This window comes from Coprobacter secundus subsp. similis (assembly GCF_015097275.1).
GTDB classification, from domain to species: Bacteria; Bacteroidota; Bacteroidia; order Bacteroidales; family Coprobacteraceae; genus Coprobacter; species Coprobacter secundus.
This window is the reverse complement of sequence record NZ_AP023322.1, coordinates 2,272,836-2,287,538: the sequence shown is the minus strand read 5'-3', so window position 1 is coordinate 2,287,538 and position 14,703 is coordinate 2,272,836. Positions and strand designations below refer to the sequence as shown.

At 35.3% G+C, this 14,703-nt stretch carries 14 protein-coding genes; 9 read left to right on the top strand and 5 right to left on the bottom strand.

Going from position 1 to position 14,703, the window contains the following annotated elements; all coding sequences use genetic code 11:
• Nucleotides 1-90 precede the first annotated feature (90 nt).
• From Cop2CBH44_RS09005 to porQ, 5 genes are all read right to left on the bottom strand, one after another.
• The gene (locus tag Cop2CBH44_RS09005; RefSeq protein WP_021930548.1) at nt 91-495 is read right to left on the bottom strand and encodes a hypothetical protein; all 405 of its coding nucleotides are present in this window, start codon (nt 493-495) and stop codon (nt 91-93) included.
• 259 nt (nt 496-754) lie between these two features.
• The gene (gene pfkA / locus Cop2CBH44_RS09000; protein ID WP_044225938.1) at nt 755-1,735 is read right to left on the bottom strand and encodes a 6-phosphofructokinase; all 981 of its coding nucleotides are present in this window, start codon (nt 1,733-1,735) and stop codon (nt 755-757) included.
• Between the two features lie 106 nt (nt 1,736-1,841).
• Nucleotides 1,842-2,705 (bottom strand): 4-hydroxy-3-methylbut-2-enyl diphosphate reductase, encoded by an 864-nt coding sequence (locus Cop2CBH44_RS08995; protein WP_021930551.1) that lies wholly within the window; start codon nt 2,703-2,705, stop codon nt 1,842-1,844.
• Nucleotides 2,706-2,715: 10 nt separating this feature from the next.
• Nucleotides 2,716-3,414: a (d)CMP kinase gene (gene cmk / locus Cop2CBH44_RS08990; protein WP_021930552.1), complete on the bottom strand. Its 699-nt coding sequence runs from the start codon at nt 3,412-3,414 to the stop codon at nt 2,716-2,718.
• A gap of 102 nt (nt 3,415-3,516) precedes the next feature.
• Nucleotides 3,517-4,539, bottom strand: a complete 1,023-nt coding sequence (porQ, locus tag Cop2CBH44_RS08985; RefSeq protein ID WP_021930553.1) for a type IX secretion system protein PorQ — start codon at nt 4,537-4,539, stop codon at nt 3,517-3,519.
• Between the two features lie 245 nt (nt 4,540-4,784).
• Between porQ and Cop2CBH44_RS08980 the strand changes: the two genes are divergently transcribed.
• From Cop2CBH44_RS08980 to tsaE, 9 genes are all read left to right on the top strand, one after another.
• The gene (locus Cop2CBH44_RS08980; protein ID WP_021930554.1) at nt 4,785-5,762 is read left to right on the top strand and encodes a polyprenyl synthetase family protein; all 978 of its coding nucleotides are present in this window, start codon (nt 4,785-4,787) and stop codon (nt 5,760-5,762) included.
• Between the two features lie 13 nt (nt 5,763-5,775).
• Nucleotides 5,776-6,474, top strand: coding sequence for a hypothetical protein (locus Cop2CBH44_RS08975; protein WP_021930555.1), 699 nt, complete (start codon nt 5,776-5,778; stop codon nt 6,472-6,474).
• On the top strand, nt 6,471-7,244 hold the full coding sequence (locus Cop2CBH44_RS08970) for a TatD family hydrolase (RefSeq protein ID WP_021930556.1): 774 nt from the start codon (nt 6,471-6,473) through the stop codon (nt 7,242-7,244). Before Cop2CBH44_RS08975 ends, Cop2CBH44_RS08970 begins: the two co-directional genes overlap by 4 nt.
• A gap of 100 nt (nt 7,245-7,344) precedes the next feature.
• Complete coding sequence (locus Cop2CBH44_RS08965; RefSeq protein WP_200754672.1) at nt 7,345-8,568, top strand: 3-phosphoshikimate 1-carboxyvinyltransferase; 1,224 nt, start codon at nt 7,345-7,347, stop codon at nt 8,566-8,568.
• Nucleotides 8,565-8,975: a hypothetical protein gene (locus Cop2CBH44_RS08960; protein WP_021930558.1), complete on the top strand. Its 411-nt coding sequence runs from the start codon at nt 8,565-8,567 to the stop codon at nt 8,973-8,975. Before Cop2CBH44_RS08965 ends, Cop2CBH44_RS08960 begins: the two co-directional genes overlap by 4 nt.
• Nucleotides 8,976-8,994: 19 nt before the next feature.
• Entirely contained in the window at nt 8,995-9,810 is an 816-nt protein-coding gene (locus Cop2CBH44_RS08955; protein ID WP_200755945.1) for a metal ABC transporter permease, read from the top strand.
• Nucleotides 9,811-9,921: 111 nt separating this feature from the next.
• Nucleotides 9,922-12,714, top strand: a complete 2,793-nt coding sequence (gene porW / locus Cop2CBH44_RS08950) for a type IX secretion system periplasmic lipoprotein PorW/SprE (RefSeq protein WP_246469104.1) — start codon at nt 9,922-9,924, stop codon at nt 12,712-12,714.
• A gap of 3 nt (nt 12,715-12,717) precedes the next feature.
• A complete protein-coding gene (gene porX, locus Cop2CBH44_RS08945) occupies nt 12,718-14,259 on the top strand; it encodes a T9SS response regulator signal transducer PorX (protein WP_200754671.1) in 1,542 nt (513 codons plus the stop codon).
• Between the two features lie 24 nt (nt 14,260-14,283).
• Nucleotides 14,284-14,703: a tRNA (adenosine(37)-N6)-threonylcarbamoyltransferase complex ATPase subunit type 1 TsaE gene (gene tsaE, locus Cop2CBH44_RS08940; RefSeq protein ID WP_021930562.1), complete on the top strand. Its 420-nt coding sequence runs from the start codon at nt 14,284-14,286 to the stop codon at nt 14,701-14,703.

Sequence of the window (14,703 nt, the reverse complement as noted above, 5' to 3'; positions counted from 1 at the left end):
TTGGTCTATTATGGATAAAAAGGCGTTTTCCTTAAAAAGGAAAACGCCTTTTTATCTGAATTTTATAGGAAATACTTTAGTGTGCGATTATTATTCACCGAAAAGTTTGATTGAACCGATTGGTTGGATGGGCTTTACCGACCGGATGTTTATGTATTTGGCAGGATAGCCTGATACTGTGACTGCTTTATTCCTTTTTCCGAAAAGACCTTTTTTCTGAGTAATGGTGAAACGTGGGTCGACTAAGATATCAGCATTTGCTGATTCTAATGCTTTAGCGATCGCATTCTCTTTTAGTTCATCAAGAGTATATCGTTTGTTTAAACGACCTTTTAAAGTCGCTGATACACGTTCTTCTTTGACACTTAAATCAGCTTCTGCTGCTGTTTGTACTTTTACTCCTGGCTGAACACTATTCGCTGTAGTTAAACTGGTAGTACAAGAGCTGAATGTAACCGTAATTGCAATTGAAATAAAGAATAATATTTTTTTCATAAATTAAGAATTAAATAATAAGATAAATGTGATAGTTTATTATTGGACAAAGATAGAAAAATAATATCCTTTATTGATGTAAATAATCTGTTAATGAAGATTTTATATATAAAATATATACTCAAAATATTTTATTTAACTTATAAATTTATTTATGAAAAGTTTGAAAATGGAGTCTTCAATTATGTATTAAAAAAAACGTAACAATTTATTTTGTTACGTTTTTTTTAATATGAGAAATACGCATATTATTTTAAAGTTAGATAGAAAGAATGCGTAATGTATTCAATAGCTCTCTGTTGATAGGTTTGTCGTTTTTTATAGCTTTATTAAAAGGAACATATTCTATCTGGTCATTACGAACACCAATCATTACATTTCGTTGATCTTCGAGTAGGGCATCTATTGCAGCAGCTCCCATACGGCTGGCTAAAATACGGTCGTTGGCTGTAGGAGAACCTCCTCGTTGAAGGTGTCCTAATATGGTTACACGAACATCATATTGTGGATATTCGTTTTTTACTCGTTCGGCCAGATGCATAGCTCCTCCTGTACTTGGGCTTTCTGCTACGAGAACAATACTACTGTTTTTTGATTTACGGAATCCGTTTTTAATCAATTCTTCAAGCTGATCTACTTCTGTTGCTATTTCTGGAATAATTGCTGCTTCCGCTCCTGAAGCGATAGCTCCATTCAGTGCCAAGAATCCTGCATCACGTCCCATGACCTCGATAAAAAATAAACGTTCGTGAGAAGTGGCAGTATCTCGTATTTTATCGACAGCTTCCATAATTGTATTTAAAGCTGTGTCATAACCGATTGTCGTGTCAGTACCAAACAGATCATTATCTATTGTCCCTGGTAATCCGACAATAGGGAAATTATGTTCCGTTGCAAAAATGCGGGCACCCGTAAGAGTTCCGTCTCCTCCGATAACAACAAGAGAATCTATTCCTTCTTTCACTAGATTATCATAGGCTAATTGACGTCCTTCAGGTGTTTCAAATTCCTTGCACCGAGCTGTTTTGAGGATTGTTCCTCCTTGTTGTATGATGTTACTTACATTTTGAGTTCTGAAAGGAACTATTTCATCGGTAAGTAAACCTTTATATCCTCTGTAAATAGCTTTTACATCGAAGCCGTTGTAAATTGCGGCACGTGTCACCGCTCTAATTGCTGCATTCATGCCTGGGGCATCTCCGCCAGAGGTCAGAATTCCTATACATTTAGCTTTTGCCATAATTCAGAATTTTTTAATTAGCCTGATTTATCAGTTGCAAAAATATGAATTTATATTATAATGAGTGTATTTTGTACGTATTTTTTTAAAAGATAAAAATTTATTTTTATAGCTTCGACTGCAAATAATCAAATACTTCTTCCATAAGCCATTTGGGTGTAGATGTAGCACCGCATATACCGATACTTGATGTATTCTGTAGCCATTTATTTTTTATTTCGGAAACATTTGAAACGAGCTTTGAATTTGGATTTACTTTACAGCATTCCTCGAATAGCACCCTTCCGTTTGAACTTTTTTTACCGCAGACGAATAGAATCAAATCATGTTTTTGAGCAAATTCTCGAATATTAGGTATACGATTGGCAACTTGTCGGCATATAGTATCATAATATTTGAATGGCTTATCTGAAGATTGTTTTTGGGTTATTTGAGATACGATATTTTTAAATCCATCTACAGATTTAGTAGTTTGGGAATAGAGGCGGATTTCTTTTTGAAAATTTATTTTATCCAAGTCTTCTACTCCTTCTATTATCAATGCCTTTCCTTGTGTTTGTCCTACTAGGCCATTTACTTCAGCATGTCCAGGTTTTCCATAAATTATAATCTGTGTTTGCTCCGGAGTCGTTTCATCATAAGATTTTTTAATTTTACTCTGTAACTGTAAGACAACAGGACAGGTTGCATCGATGATTTCTATTCCGTTTTTACGCGCGATATCATAGGTTTCAGGGGGTTCTCCATGTGCACGTAGTAGTACTTTTACGTTATGTAGTTGCTCAAATTGTTCATGGTTGATAGTGATTAATCCTTTGGTTCTAAGGCGTTCGACTTCATTGTTATTATGAACAATATCTCCAAGACAGTAAAGAATTTCACCTTTTTCAAGCTCTTCTTCTGCTTTTTTTATTGCATTTACAACACCGAAACAAAATCCAGAACCTTTATCTATTTCTATTTTTACCATAGAATTTAATTTATTTAAAAAGGGCTTTTTGATATTGCTCATATAACCATTTGTCCTGTTCCTCTAATGTCATGTCGGAATTATCGAGCAAAATTGCATCATCAGCTTTTTTTAAAGGACTTTCACTCCTATTTTGGTCTATATAATCACGTTCTTGAACGTTTTTAAGAACTTCTTGATAAGAAATATTTTCTCCTTTGGCTTTTAATTCATCTAACCGACGTTTAGCTCTAGTTTCAGCTGATGCTGTAACGAAAATCTTTAATTCGGCATGAGGAAAGACCGTTGTTCCAATATCGCGCCCATCCATAACTATTCCTTTAGCTTTTCCTAATGCTTGTTGTTGAGTAGTCATGGCTGTACGTACGAATTTAAGAGCACTTACAGGACTGACAAGATTGGAGACTTGCATACTTCTTATTTCTTGCTCTACATTTTTCCCATTGAGCCATGTTTCGGGACGTCCTGATTGTGTATTTATTTTAAATTCGATATGGATGTTTTGCATTTGTTTTTTTAGGCTATTTTCATCTATCAGATTTCCATCTATCAAATTGTGGTTAATGCAGTATAAGGTGACTGCTCGATACATGGCTCCACTGTCGATATATATATAACCAATTCTTTTTGCCAGACCTTTAGCCATAGTACTTTTCCCGCAAGATGAAAAACCATCTATTGCAATAACTATTTTATTATTTTGTTTCATGAGTCCTAAATTAGAAATAGAAAAACAAACTTAAACAAAATAACTGAAATGACCGAGAGATAAAAACAGATTTCAAATGGTTAAAAAGCTATTTAAAATTTGTTAGCGGAGAAATTCTGAGACGTTTGTTGTCAAATTGACCATAAAAGTTGAGCCTCCTATATGATGTTGCGTGTATGACGCTCCTACAGCGAACATTTTTACCCTAAATCCGGCTCCGAGGCTAAATCCCGATAAAAAATTACGTTTGTAGGATTTCATGTCGGTACGAGTTTTATAGTTATATCCTAAAGCAATGTATAAGTTTTGAGAGGGTATGTAGTCTGCTGCAAATATTAAATGACGAAATAGATTTGATGCAAAATTATTTTTTTCTTTTAATTCTCCATCAGTTCCGTTCATCTGGTCACTTATTGTTGTATATGGCAATTTCCATTGTGTTAAATATTGTGCTGTGGCAGAGAATCGGAATGGGGCGTGCGCAAGGGTCTTTGATAAACCTAATTGTATATCCCAAGGCATTTTTTCGAATTTATTGTTAAATCGTTTCAACTGTCCTCCGGCATTTTTGATTACGGCCGATAGAGACAGTTCAGTCTCAGGGTTGTAATAATTGATTCCCATGTCGACACATAGTGCAAGAGCCGAATATTGTTCATAATTTGAATAAACAAATTTTCCGTTAATCCCCCCGCGAAGACGATCATTGATATCATAAGAGAACATACCATTAAGAATAATGTCTTTGGGGCTGAATGTTCCGATGATTACCCCGTTGTTTTCAGTTTGTTTCATTTCTCCGTAGCCGAAATATTGTATTCCTACTCCCCAAGCTCCTCGTTCTCCCGTTGCTTTACTGAAAGTTGCCCCTGCAATATTAATTCCTGCTACATATCGCATATAGTTCAGATTCAATTGCATATCCATTTCTTGACCTAATAAGGCTGGATTTTGAGTAGCCATGGAAACGTCTTCTTCTATTATGGATATATTATTCCCACCTAAAGCGTTGGCATGAGAAGATATAGGTATATTTAGAAAATCATATGATGATTTTCCTTCCTGGGCCAAACAGTTGAGGCTGATACAAAAGAAACTTATGAGGCAATATATAAGCCGGTTCATTATACTAATGATGAATTATCTGAGGTTCAAAAATACATTTAATTTACGAATTGTTAAAATCATTTTTTTATTAAACGTTCTCTTTAATAACGAGAAAAAAGAGAATACAGTATATTAATCTGAAAAATATCTTTCGTTTTTTCTTATTTTTCATGATTTGGACGTATATTTATATTTTCTTTGTTGGTACCTTTTTTATAAAGTCGTAAAAAAAATGTATTTTTGAAACCGTTAAATGAATACAGATGAATACAGTAGAACAATATATTGAAGCAATTAACCAAGGTTTGGCTCAGATTCCGTATCCGGAGTCTCCGGATGAGTTGTATGCACCGATTCGTTATGAACTTTCTTTAGGAGGGAAAAGAATAAGACCGTTGCTTACACTAATGGCTTGTGAAATGTTTGGAGTCGATTATCACCAAGCTTTGGCCCCAGCTTTAGGAATAGAAATATTTCATAATTTTACATTGCTTCATGACGATGTAATGGACAATGCTGATGTCCGTAGAGGAAAGCCTACTGTACATAAAGTGTGGAATGAAAATGCTGCAGTTCTGTCAGGGGATGCTATGCAGATTTTGGCATATATGCAGATTATGAAAGCTCCGGATTTTTATTTACGGGAGGTGCTTGATGTTTTTTCTCATACAGCAATGGAAATTTGTGAGGGACAGCAGTATGATATGGAGTTTGAGGTGCGGGATGATGTTTCGGAAGATGAATATCTGAACATGATACGGCTAAAAACAGCAGTATTATTAGGTGGAGCTTTAAAAATTGGAGCGATTATAGCAGAAGCGGGCGCTACGTCTGCCGAAAAATTATATCAGTTTGGAGTCAATATAGGTTTGGCATTCCAATTAAAAGATGATTATCTTGATGTTTATGGAGATCCTGTGGTTTTTGGGAAAAAAATTGGAGGAGATATTCTGAATAACAAAAAGACTTATATGTTGATTAATGCGTTACGACTTGCTAATGGGGAGGACAAAGAAGAGCTTTTGGGGTGGCTGAATCGGGAGGACTTTGATTCGAAAGAAAAGATATCTTGTATAACGGCTCTGTATAATCGATTAGGAATTAAGGAGCTTTGTGAAAATAAAATGCAGGAATATTATAGTAAGGCATGTGAATGTCTTAGGTCTATAGAAGTAGAAGATGATAATTATAAGAATCCGTTGTTGCAACTTGCTTCGGACTTGATGTATCGAGAATATTAATTGTGTTGAAAAGATGCCATATCGTCGATTACCGAATACTGATAGTGCGAGAATACGTTCTCTTGAATGTGTCGTAAACAAAGACGATATGTTTTTGGCTCCAGAACCTGTGTTATCTTATCATATTGTAAATGAAGCAAAAGTTTTTTTACCTCGTTTTAAGTCTGCATATACTCTTTATCATCAGTATTTAGATATACAGGTAAAAGATAATGCTAAGTACCAAGTGAAACTTCGTAATGCCCGTATGTATATTTCTCATTTTATTCAGGTTTTGGGTATGTGTATTATGAGGAATGAGATAAAAAGGGGTGCAGTAGAATTGTATGGTCTATCTCAAAGTCGTTTTATTGTACCTGATTTAATGAATGAAAATGCTATTTTAGAATGGGGTGCAAAAATTATTGCAGGAGAGACGATGAGAATACAACAGGGGGGAACTCCTATTTATAATCCGGCTATAGCAAAAGTTTCTGTTCATTATGATATATTTAGAGAGGCGTTCAATATTCGGAAAAACGCTATGGCAAATACAGCGAAAGCTTTATTTGCGTTATCTCAGATGCGAGATATGGCTGATAAAATTATTCTTGAGGTTTGGAATCAGGTAGAAAAATATTATTCTTTACTACCAGAGACAGAACGTTTAGAAAAATGTCAGGAATATGGTCTCGTCTATTATTATCGTAAAAGTGAGAAAGAAAACAGATGATAGATACACATACTCATATATATTTGACAGAGTTCGACAATGATCGGGATGATGTGGTTTTAAGGGCTCGAGAAGCAGGTATTACAAAGGTTGTTTTACCTAATGTTGATTTGACGACTATTCGACCGTTGGATGAAGCTGTAAATCGATATGCAGGCTTTTGTTTCCCTGCTATGGGATTGCATCCGACGTCGGTAGATAGTAATTATAAAAAGGTTCTTGATCATATTGCAAAGTTGCTTGATACAAGTGAATATTGTGCAATCGGAGAGATTGGGTTAGATTTGTATTGGGATAAGACTTTTATTTCGGAGCAGATAGATGCCTTGATTCAACAGATGACGTGGGCGTCATCTAAAAAATTACCGGTAATTATACATTGTCGAGAAGCTTTGCCGGAAATTTTGCAAGTGTTGAAAGATTTGAGACATCTTTCTTTGCAAGGCGTTTTCCATAGTTTTTCTGGTACGCCAGATGATGTTTCAATGATATCGGAATTCGGTGATTTTTATTTTGGTATAAACGGAGTGGCAACGTTCAAAAATGTACATTTGGAAGATGTTGTTAAGAAAATAGGATTGCATCGCCTTTTGTTAGAAACAGATGCTCCATATTTAACTCCAGTACCTTTTCGAGGTAAAAGAAATGAGCCGGCTTATATAATTTATACAGCCCGTCGTTTGGCAGATATTATGGGAATATCATTATCCGAATTAAGTGACCAAACTACCTATAATGCTTGTCGGTTATTTGGTTTATCTACCAAATAAGATATCTATTTTTTTATTCTTTAGAGAATGCTATATTTTCTGGTCTTATTTATATTGTATTTTTCGTTACTTTTGTATCAGAATACAAAACAGATAAAAAATGTGCATCCAGGTTTTTCCTCCAGATAGAAGTTGTGCTGAAGTTAATCTGCCAGCCTCAAAAAGTATTAGTAATCGGGTTTTGATTTTGAATGCTTTGAGCTATAGTCCCTATGTTATTGAAAATCTTTCTGATTGTGATGATACTTGTGTTATGGTACGAGCATTAGAATCAAATGATACTTGCTTTGATATACATGCTGCGGGGACAGCTATGCGTTTTATGACAGCGTTTTTATCTAAGATTGTGGGGGAGTGGGTTCTTACAGGATCAGAAAGAATGAAACAGCGACCGATTAAATTGTTAGTCGATGCGTTATGTTCTTTAGGTGCTAAAATCGAATATTTGGAAAAAGAAGGTTTTCCACCTCTAAAGATATATGGTAGTGTATTGGAAGGTGGAAAGTTGAGCCTTAATGGAAATGTGAGTTCTCAGTATATTTCTGCTTTATTGATGATTGCCCCGTACATGAGAAAGGGCTTGGAGTTGCACTTGATTGGAAATATTGTTTCGAAGCCTTATATTCATATGACATTGCAGTTGATGAAGGCATATGGAGTAGAAGCACAATGGCAAGGAAATATTATTATCGTACAACCTGGAGAGTATCGACCGATTCCTTTTAAAATAGAATCAGATTGGTCGGCTGCATCGTATTGGTATGAAATTGCAGCTTTATTACCCGGTTCGGAATTTGAGTTAGATGGTCTGCGTAAAAATAGTGTTCAAGGAGATTCTAAAATTGCAGAGTACTTTTTTTCTTTGGGAATTTCTACTCAATATACGGATAGTGGAGTGAAAATAAAATATAGTGGGAATATGTGTCGCAAAATGGTTTGTGATTTGACTGACCAGCCGGATTTAGCTCAGACATTAATTGTTACATGTGCGCTTAAGGAAATTCCTTTCAGATTTTCAGGGCTACAGAGTTTGAAAATAAAGGAAACCGATAGAATAGAAGCATTGAAAAATGAATTGAAGAAATTGGGTTATCTGATTACAGATATAAATGATTCTATATTGGAATGGTCTGGTGAACGATGTGAGGCTGAATCTGAGCCTATTATTGAAACATATGATGATCATCGTATGGCTATGGCTTTTGCTCCAGTATCTATAACAAGAGGCAGTATCATTATTCGTAATCCTAAAGTTGTAAATAAATCATATCCGTCATATTGGAAAGATATTGAAAATGCCGGATTTAAAATTAAGGATATATGATCGTTGTCATATTGATATTGTTGGCTATTATCTGCTTAGGGGTTGTGGCTGCTATTTTGCAGAAATCTTATAATTGGAAAATAGAAGAGAAAAAAGAACAGTCTGCCTCAATACAGTCGCTTGATGGATGTTGTGGAGCGCATGAGATTTGTGAAAAAGAGAGTTTATTGGCTGCGGTGAGTAAAGATATAGAATATTATGATGATGAGGAACTGGATCGATTTAAGGGCTATTCTTCCAATAGTTATTCTTCTGGTGAAGTCCAGGAATTTGCGGATGTATTATATACCCTGAGGAGTGAAGAAGTAGCAGGTTGGGTAAGAAGTTTACAATTAAGAGAAATAGAATTACCTGATCAGCTAAAGGATGAAATAGTAATGATTGTCGGAGAGAGACGCCGGTCTTAAAAACATAAGAAAACATATGTTGGAAATATTGCGGTATTCATTTTTTCAAAATGCTCTTTGGGCTGTTTTGTTGATTAGTTTAGCAGGAGCAGTGATTGGTACCTATGTCGTTACGCGTCGTTTGGTTTTCATAACAGGAGGTATAACACATGCATCCTTTGGTGGATTAGGTTTGGGCTTTTTTTTAAGTCTTAGTCCTGTTGCCATAGCTTTGATATTTGCTGTATTGTCAGCATTGGGAGTAGAATGGATGTCAAGGAAAAATTCTGTTCGGGAAGATTCTGCTATAGCTGTCTTTTGGGCTTTGGGAATGGCTGTAGGGATTATATTTATATTTCTTACTCCAGGTTATACCCCGGGACTTAGTGAATTTTTATTTGGAAATATTCTGACAGTTACACATACAGATTTGTTGATTTTTGCTTTGTATACGAGTATCCTGTTCCTCTTTTTTATTTTGTTTTACCGGCAAATAATATATATTGCGTTTGACCGGGATTTTGCTTATACACGTCGGTTGCCTGTGCGTTTTTTCGAGTATGGAATGATTTTTTTTATTTCTATATGTGTCGTATTGTCTATTCGTTTAGTTGGGATTATGTTGTTGTTATCTTTATTGACAATGCCGCAATTGATTGCTGATTTATTTTGTAGTCGTTATAAAAGTATTGTTATATTTTCTGCAGTTATAGGTATAATATGCGGTTTGGCCGGATTGTTTGTTTCGTATTATATAAATGTACCGGCAGGGGCATGTATTGTATTTGCTTTGGTTGTTTTTTATGGATTAGCTCGGGCTATTGCGAGAATAAAGCAGCCTTACATGGTTGAATAGATAATAATTGGAGAGAGTTTAAATAATTTTGTTTTTAGAGGAAAGAGACAATAAAAATGCTGTTTATCTGTTTATTTTATTGAGTGATTGTAATAAAAGAGCAACGATAAGTTGAAGAAATATTTAGAATATCTTTGTATAGGGCTTTTATGTCTGTTATCGGTAGTTTCATGTTCTGTAAGGAAGAATACGAAAGCTACTCGAGCTTATCATGCTATGACTACTCGTTTCAATGTCTATTTTAATGGAATTGAAAACTTTAAGGAACAGCTTAAAGTAATGGAAGACAAGTATGAAGATGACTATACTCGTGAACGAATCTATATGCATCCTGTATCGGCATATTCCAACCCGAAAGATGTTAAGCCGGGAGGAAGTTTTGATCGCACTATCGAAAAGTGCCAAAAGGCCATACAGCTTCATTCTATAAAGAAACGTCCGCTAAGAAATAGTAAAAAAATGTCGGACCCGAAGTACCGTGAATTTGTAACTCGGGATGAGTATAATCCGTTTATTCATAACGCTTGGAGTTTAATGGGAAAAGCTCAATATTATAAAGGTGATTTTTTGGGAGCTTCGGCTACATTTATCTATATAACCCGACACTTCACTTGGAAACCTGATTTAGTTGCAGAATCTCGTATTTGGTTGGCTCGTTGTTACCTTGAAATGGGTTGGCTGTATGAAGCTGAAGATGTATTGCAGAAAATTAATAATGATGGATTACCCGATAGCCAGACAACATGGTTTGCCACTGTTAATGCCGATTATCTTATACGTAGAGGAGATTATAAGCAGGCAATTCCTTTTTTGAAGACTGCAATTAAAGCAGAAGGGAATAAACGCCAAAAAATAAGGATGACATACCTTTTGGCTCAACTTTATGCAATAACTGGAGATAACAATGCGGCTTATGCGGCTTATGAACGGGTTATTAAGAAGGGGCCGGATTATAGGACGGAGTTGAATGCCAGGATACGTCAAACAGAGGTCTTTTCAGGAAAAGATATGGAAAAGATTTTGAAAAATTTGACTCGAATGACTCGGCAAGCAAAGAATGCAGAATATCTGGACCAGATTTATTATGCAATAGGCAATTTGTATCTTTCCCGAAAGGATACAGCTAAGGCTGTTGCCAATTATATTTTAGCTGCAGAAAAAAGTACGCGGAACGGAAAAGATAAAGCAATAAGTCAATTGACTTTAGGTAAGATATATTTTGACCGTAGAGATTATGTAAAAGCACAGCCGTGTTATGCAGAGGCCTTGCCTTTGATTGACGAAAGTTATCCAGATTATAGTGAGATCGCAAAGCGTTCAGAGGTTCTTGATGAGTTGGTAGTACATGCTCAGAATGTCGAGTTACAAGATAGTTTGCAGCATTTAGCATCTTTACCAGAAGCTGAGAGGATGAATATTATCCAGAAAATTATTGATGATCTTATTGCTGAAGAAAAAAAGGCAGAAGAAGAAGCAAGACGTCAGGCTTATTTGGAAGAACAAGAGGGAATGATGGCTAATATGCCGGTGAATAATAATGGTGCTAAGCAACCTACTGTACCTACTATGAATATGGGTAATGGAAGCAATGCTTGGTATTTTTATAATCCAGCGTTAGTATCGGCAGGTAAAACAGAGTTCCAACGTAAATGGGGGCGGCGTAAACTTGAGGATGATTGGCGTAGACGGAATAAGGCCTCATTCTCTATGAGTGATTTTGCTGATAATAATATCAATTATGATGAGCCGGAAGAAGGTGATATTGAAGAGATAAGTGATAGTATTGCAAAAGGAGATACGATAAGTAATGTTATGCAAAATCCTTTATCCTCAGATCCGAAAGACCCTCAATTCTATGTACAGCAGCTGCCTTTGACTCCTGAAGATATAGCTAATTCTAATGAAATTATCTCAGATGGTTTGTTCAATATGGGATTGATTTTAAAGAATAAGTTGGAAGATATGTCGGCCGCTATAAGTGCGTTTAATGAATTGGATCATCGTTTCCCGGACTGTGAATATATATTGGAAACGTATTATAATATGTATTTGATGTATATGCGTATGGGAGATGAGGTGACTGCTGAGGTTTATAAAAAACGTATTATTGACCGCTTTCCTAAGAGTGATTATGCTATAGCATTGGCAGATCCCAACTATCTTGAAAATCTAAGGAATATGGACGTGATGCAAGATTCATTATATAATCAAACTTATGAAGCGTATTTGGCTAACAATAGTACTAAAGTTCATGAATATTACGAGTTAGTTTCCCGTAAGTATCCCTTGTCTGATTTGATGCCTAAATTTATGTTTCTTAATTCATTATCTTATATTGGAGAAAAGAATATTGAGGCTTTTCAAACTGGATTGAAGGAACTCCTTGAAAAATATCCTGAAGCAGATGTCAGTCCTGTTGCTTCAGGAATGTTGAAAGGTTTGGCTCAAGGGCGTACGATAGCGACAGACGGAGGTAGTCCAAAAGGGATGATATGGACTATGTCATTAGGAGGGGATGGAGATTCGTTATCATTGAGCAACGATTCTGTCGCACCATTTACATTAGATAAAGATGTTCCTCATTCCCTTGTTTTAGTATATGAAACCAATAGTATATCATCAAATCAATTATTGTTTGATGTTGCTAAATATAACTTTTCTAACTTTTTGATTAAAGATTTTGATTTGGAAATAATCTCCTTTAACGAAATTAGTATGTTAATTATCAAAGGATTTAATAACTTTGATGAATTATCGCATTATCGGAAGATGATAGAAGGAGAGAAGGGTATACCGCTGCCTCCTGGCGTACGTCCGGTAATGATAAGTGATTCGAATTTTAAACTGTTGCTTGATGGGCGTAGTTTTGAAGACTATTTTAATTTTGTACAAGAGAATCAGTAGCTTATGAGAAATGATTTGATACTTTGGGCCGATGATGAGATAGATTTGTTGAAACCTCATATTTTATTCCTGAAACAAAAAGGATATGAAGTTGTTACAGTTTCCAATGGAAGAGATGCTCTGGAACAATGCGAGAAAGAGTATTTTGATTTGATTATTTTGGATGAAAATATGCCAGGGTTGAGTGGCTTGGAGACGTTGAGCCGTATCAAGGAGATTAGTCCGGAAGTCCCGGTTATTATGATTACGAAGAGTGAAGAGGAAAATATAATGAATCAGGCAATCGGTAATAAAATTGCTGATTATTTAATAAAACCGGTAAATCCAAATCAGATATTGTTGTCGATAAAAAAAAATTTATATCGGCGTGAAATTATATCCGAAAATACTACATCTAACTATCAGCAAGAGTTCAATCGTATTGGGATGCAGATAAATGACGCATCACATTGGGAGGATTGGTGTGAAATATACAAAAAGTTAGTTTTCTGGGAATTAGAGCTGACTCAGGCCGATAGTAATATGGCGGATTTGTTGAAGATGCAAAAGGTAGAAGCAAATTCTGCTTTTGTGAAGTATGTGAAAAAAAACTATGAAAGATGGGTAACGACAGAGGACCATCCGCTTCTGAGTTATGAATTATTTAAAAACAGAGTGTTCCCTTTATTAGATAGGGGAGAAAGAGTTTTTGTTATTCTTATCGATAATTTCCGCCTCGATCAATGGAAAGTTGTAAAACCGATTTTGTCTGAGTATTTTACTTTTGATGAAGAATTATATTTTAGCATATTGCCAACAGCAACTCAATATGCTCGGAATGCAATATTTTCGGGATTGATGCCAGATAGAATTGCTAAAATGTTCCCTGATTTGTGGGTAGATGAAGACGAAGAAGAGGGTAAAAATCTCAATGAAGCACCGCTGATACAGACTCAACTTGATCGTTTTAGAAAGAGATATACATTTTCATATAATAAGATAAATGAATCTCAGTTTGGTGAAAAAATCATTCAGAATTTTTCACAACTGGAACGTCATCCATTGAATGTATGTGTACTGAATTTTATAGATATGCTTTCCCATGCTCGAACTGAGTCTAAAATGATTCGAGAGTTAGCTTATACTGATGCTGCATATCGTTCGTTGACAGAGTCTTGGTTCAGGCATTCTTCTGCTTTGGATTTGTTCAAGAAAATAGCAGAGAAAGATTATACTGTAATTTTGACTACAGATCATGGGACTATACATGTCGATAATCCTGTTAAAGTTATTGCTGATAGAAATACGAATACAAATCTTCGATATAAAGTAGGCAAGAATATGAGTTATAATTCTAAGCAAGTGTATGAAATAAAAGCTCCGGAGCGTTATGGTTTACCTTCTCCCAATGTGAGTTCCGCTTATATTTTTGCTACGAATCGAGATTTCCTGGCCTATCCTAATAATTATAACTATTATGTTAGTTATTATAAGGATACGTTTCAGCATGGAGGAATTTCAATGGAAGAAATGATGGTTCCTTTTGTAACAATGAAAAGAAAATAAATATATAACAATAGAACTGCTAAAATGGAAACGACAATACAGATAAAATCATTAGAAAGTATACAGGAAGCTGCACATGAATTTGTTCAGAAAATGGGAGATAGCACGGTATTTGCATTTCGTGGAGAGATGGGAGCAGGGAAGACCACTTTCATCAAAGCTGTTTGTGAAGAGTTAGGTGTTGAAGATGTGATTAATAGTCCGACATTTGCAATAGTAAATGAATACCGTTCCAGAACAGGAGAACTGATATATCATTTTGACTTTTATCGGATTAATAAGTTAGAAGAAGTTTTTGATTTTGGATATGAAGATTACTTCTTTAGTGGAGCTCTCTGTTTTATTGAATGGCCGGAGAAAGTGGAAGATTTATTGCCGGGAGATTGTATAAATGTGTATATTTCAGAAAAAGAAGATAGAACTCGGGAGATAATAATAAAATAA

What these genes read in the sequence shown, in the direction of transcription:
- porX (WP_200754671.1), top strand. Translation starts at nt 12,718, where the DNA reads ATGAGAAATGATTTGATACTTTGGGCCGATGATGAGATAGATTTGTTG.
- porQ (WP_021930553.1), bottom strand. Translation starts at nt 4,539, where the DNA reads ATGAACCGGCTTATATATTGCCTCATAAGTTTCTTTTGTATCAGCCTC.
- pfkA (WP_044225938.1), bottom strand. Translation starts at nt 1,735, where the DNA reads ATGGCAAAAGCTAAATGTATAGGAATTCTGACCTCTGGCGGAGATGCC.
- Cop2CBH44_RS08975 (WP_021930555.1), top strand. Translation starts at nt 5,776, where the DNA reads ATGCCATATCGTCGATTACCGAATACTGATAGTGCGAGAATACGTTCT.
- Cop2CBH44_RS08970 (WP_021930556.1), top strand. Translation starts at nt 6,471, where the DNA reads ATGATAGATACACATACTCATATATATTTGACAGAGTTCGACAATGAT.
- Cop2CBH44_RS09005 (WP_021930548.1), bottom strand. Translation starts at nt 495, where the DNA reads ATGAAAAAAATATTATTCTTTATTTCAATTGCAATTACGGTTACATTC.
- Cop2CBH44_RS08980 (WP_021930554.1), top strand. Translation starts at nt 4,785, where the DNA reads ATGAATACAGTAGAACAATATATTGAAGCAATTAACCAAGGTTTGGCT.
- Cop2CBH44_RS08995 (WP_021930551.1), bottom strand. Translation starts at nt 2,705, where the DNA reads ATGGTAAAAATAGAAATAGATAAAGGTTCTGGATTTTGTTTCGGTGTT.
- tsaE (WP_021930562.1), top strand. Translation starts at nt 14,284, where the DNA reads ATGGAAACGACAATACAGATAAAATCATTAGAAAGTATACAGGAAGCT.
- Cop2CBH44_RS08960 (WP_021930558.1), top strand. Translation starts at nt 8,565, where the DNA reads ATGATCGTTGTCATATTGATATTGTTGGCTATTATCTGCTTAGGGGTT.
- Cop2CBH44_RS08965 (WP_200754672.1), top strand. Translation starts at nt 7,345, where the DNA reads ATGTGCATCCAGGTTTTTCCTCCAGATAGAAGTTGTGCTGAAGTTAAT.
- cmk (WP_021930552.1), bottom strand. Translation starts at nt 3,414, where the DNA reads ATGAAACAAAATAATAAAATAGTTATTGCAATAGATGGTTTTTCATCT.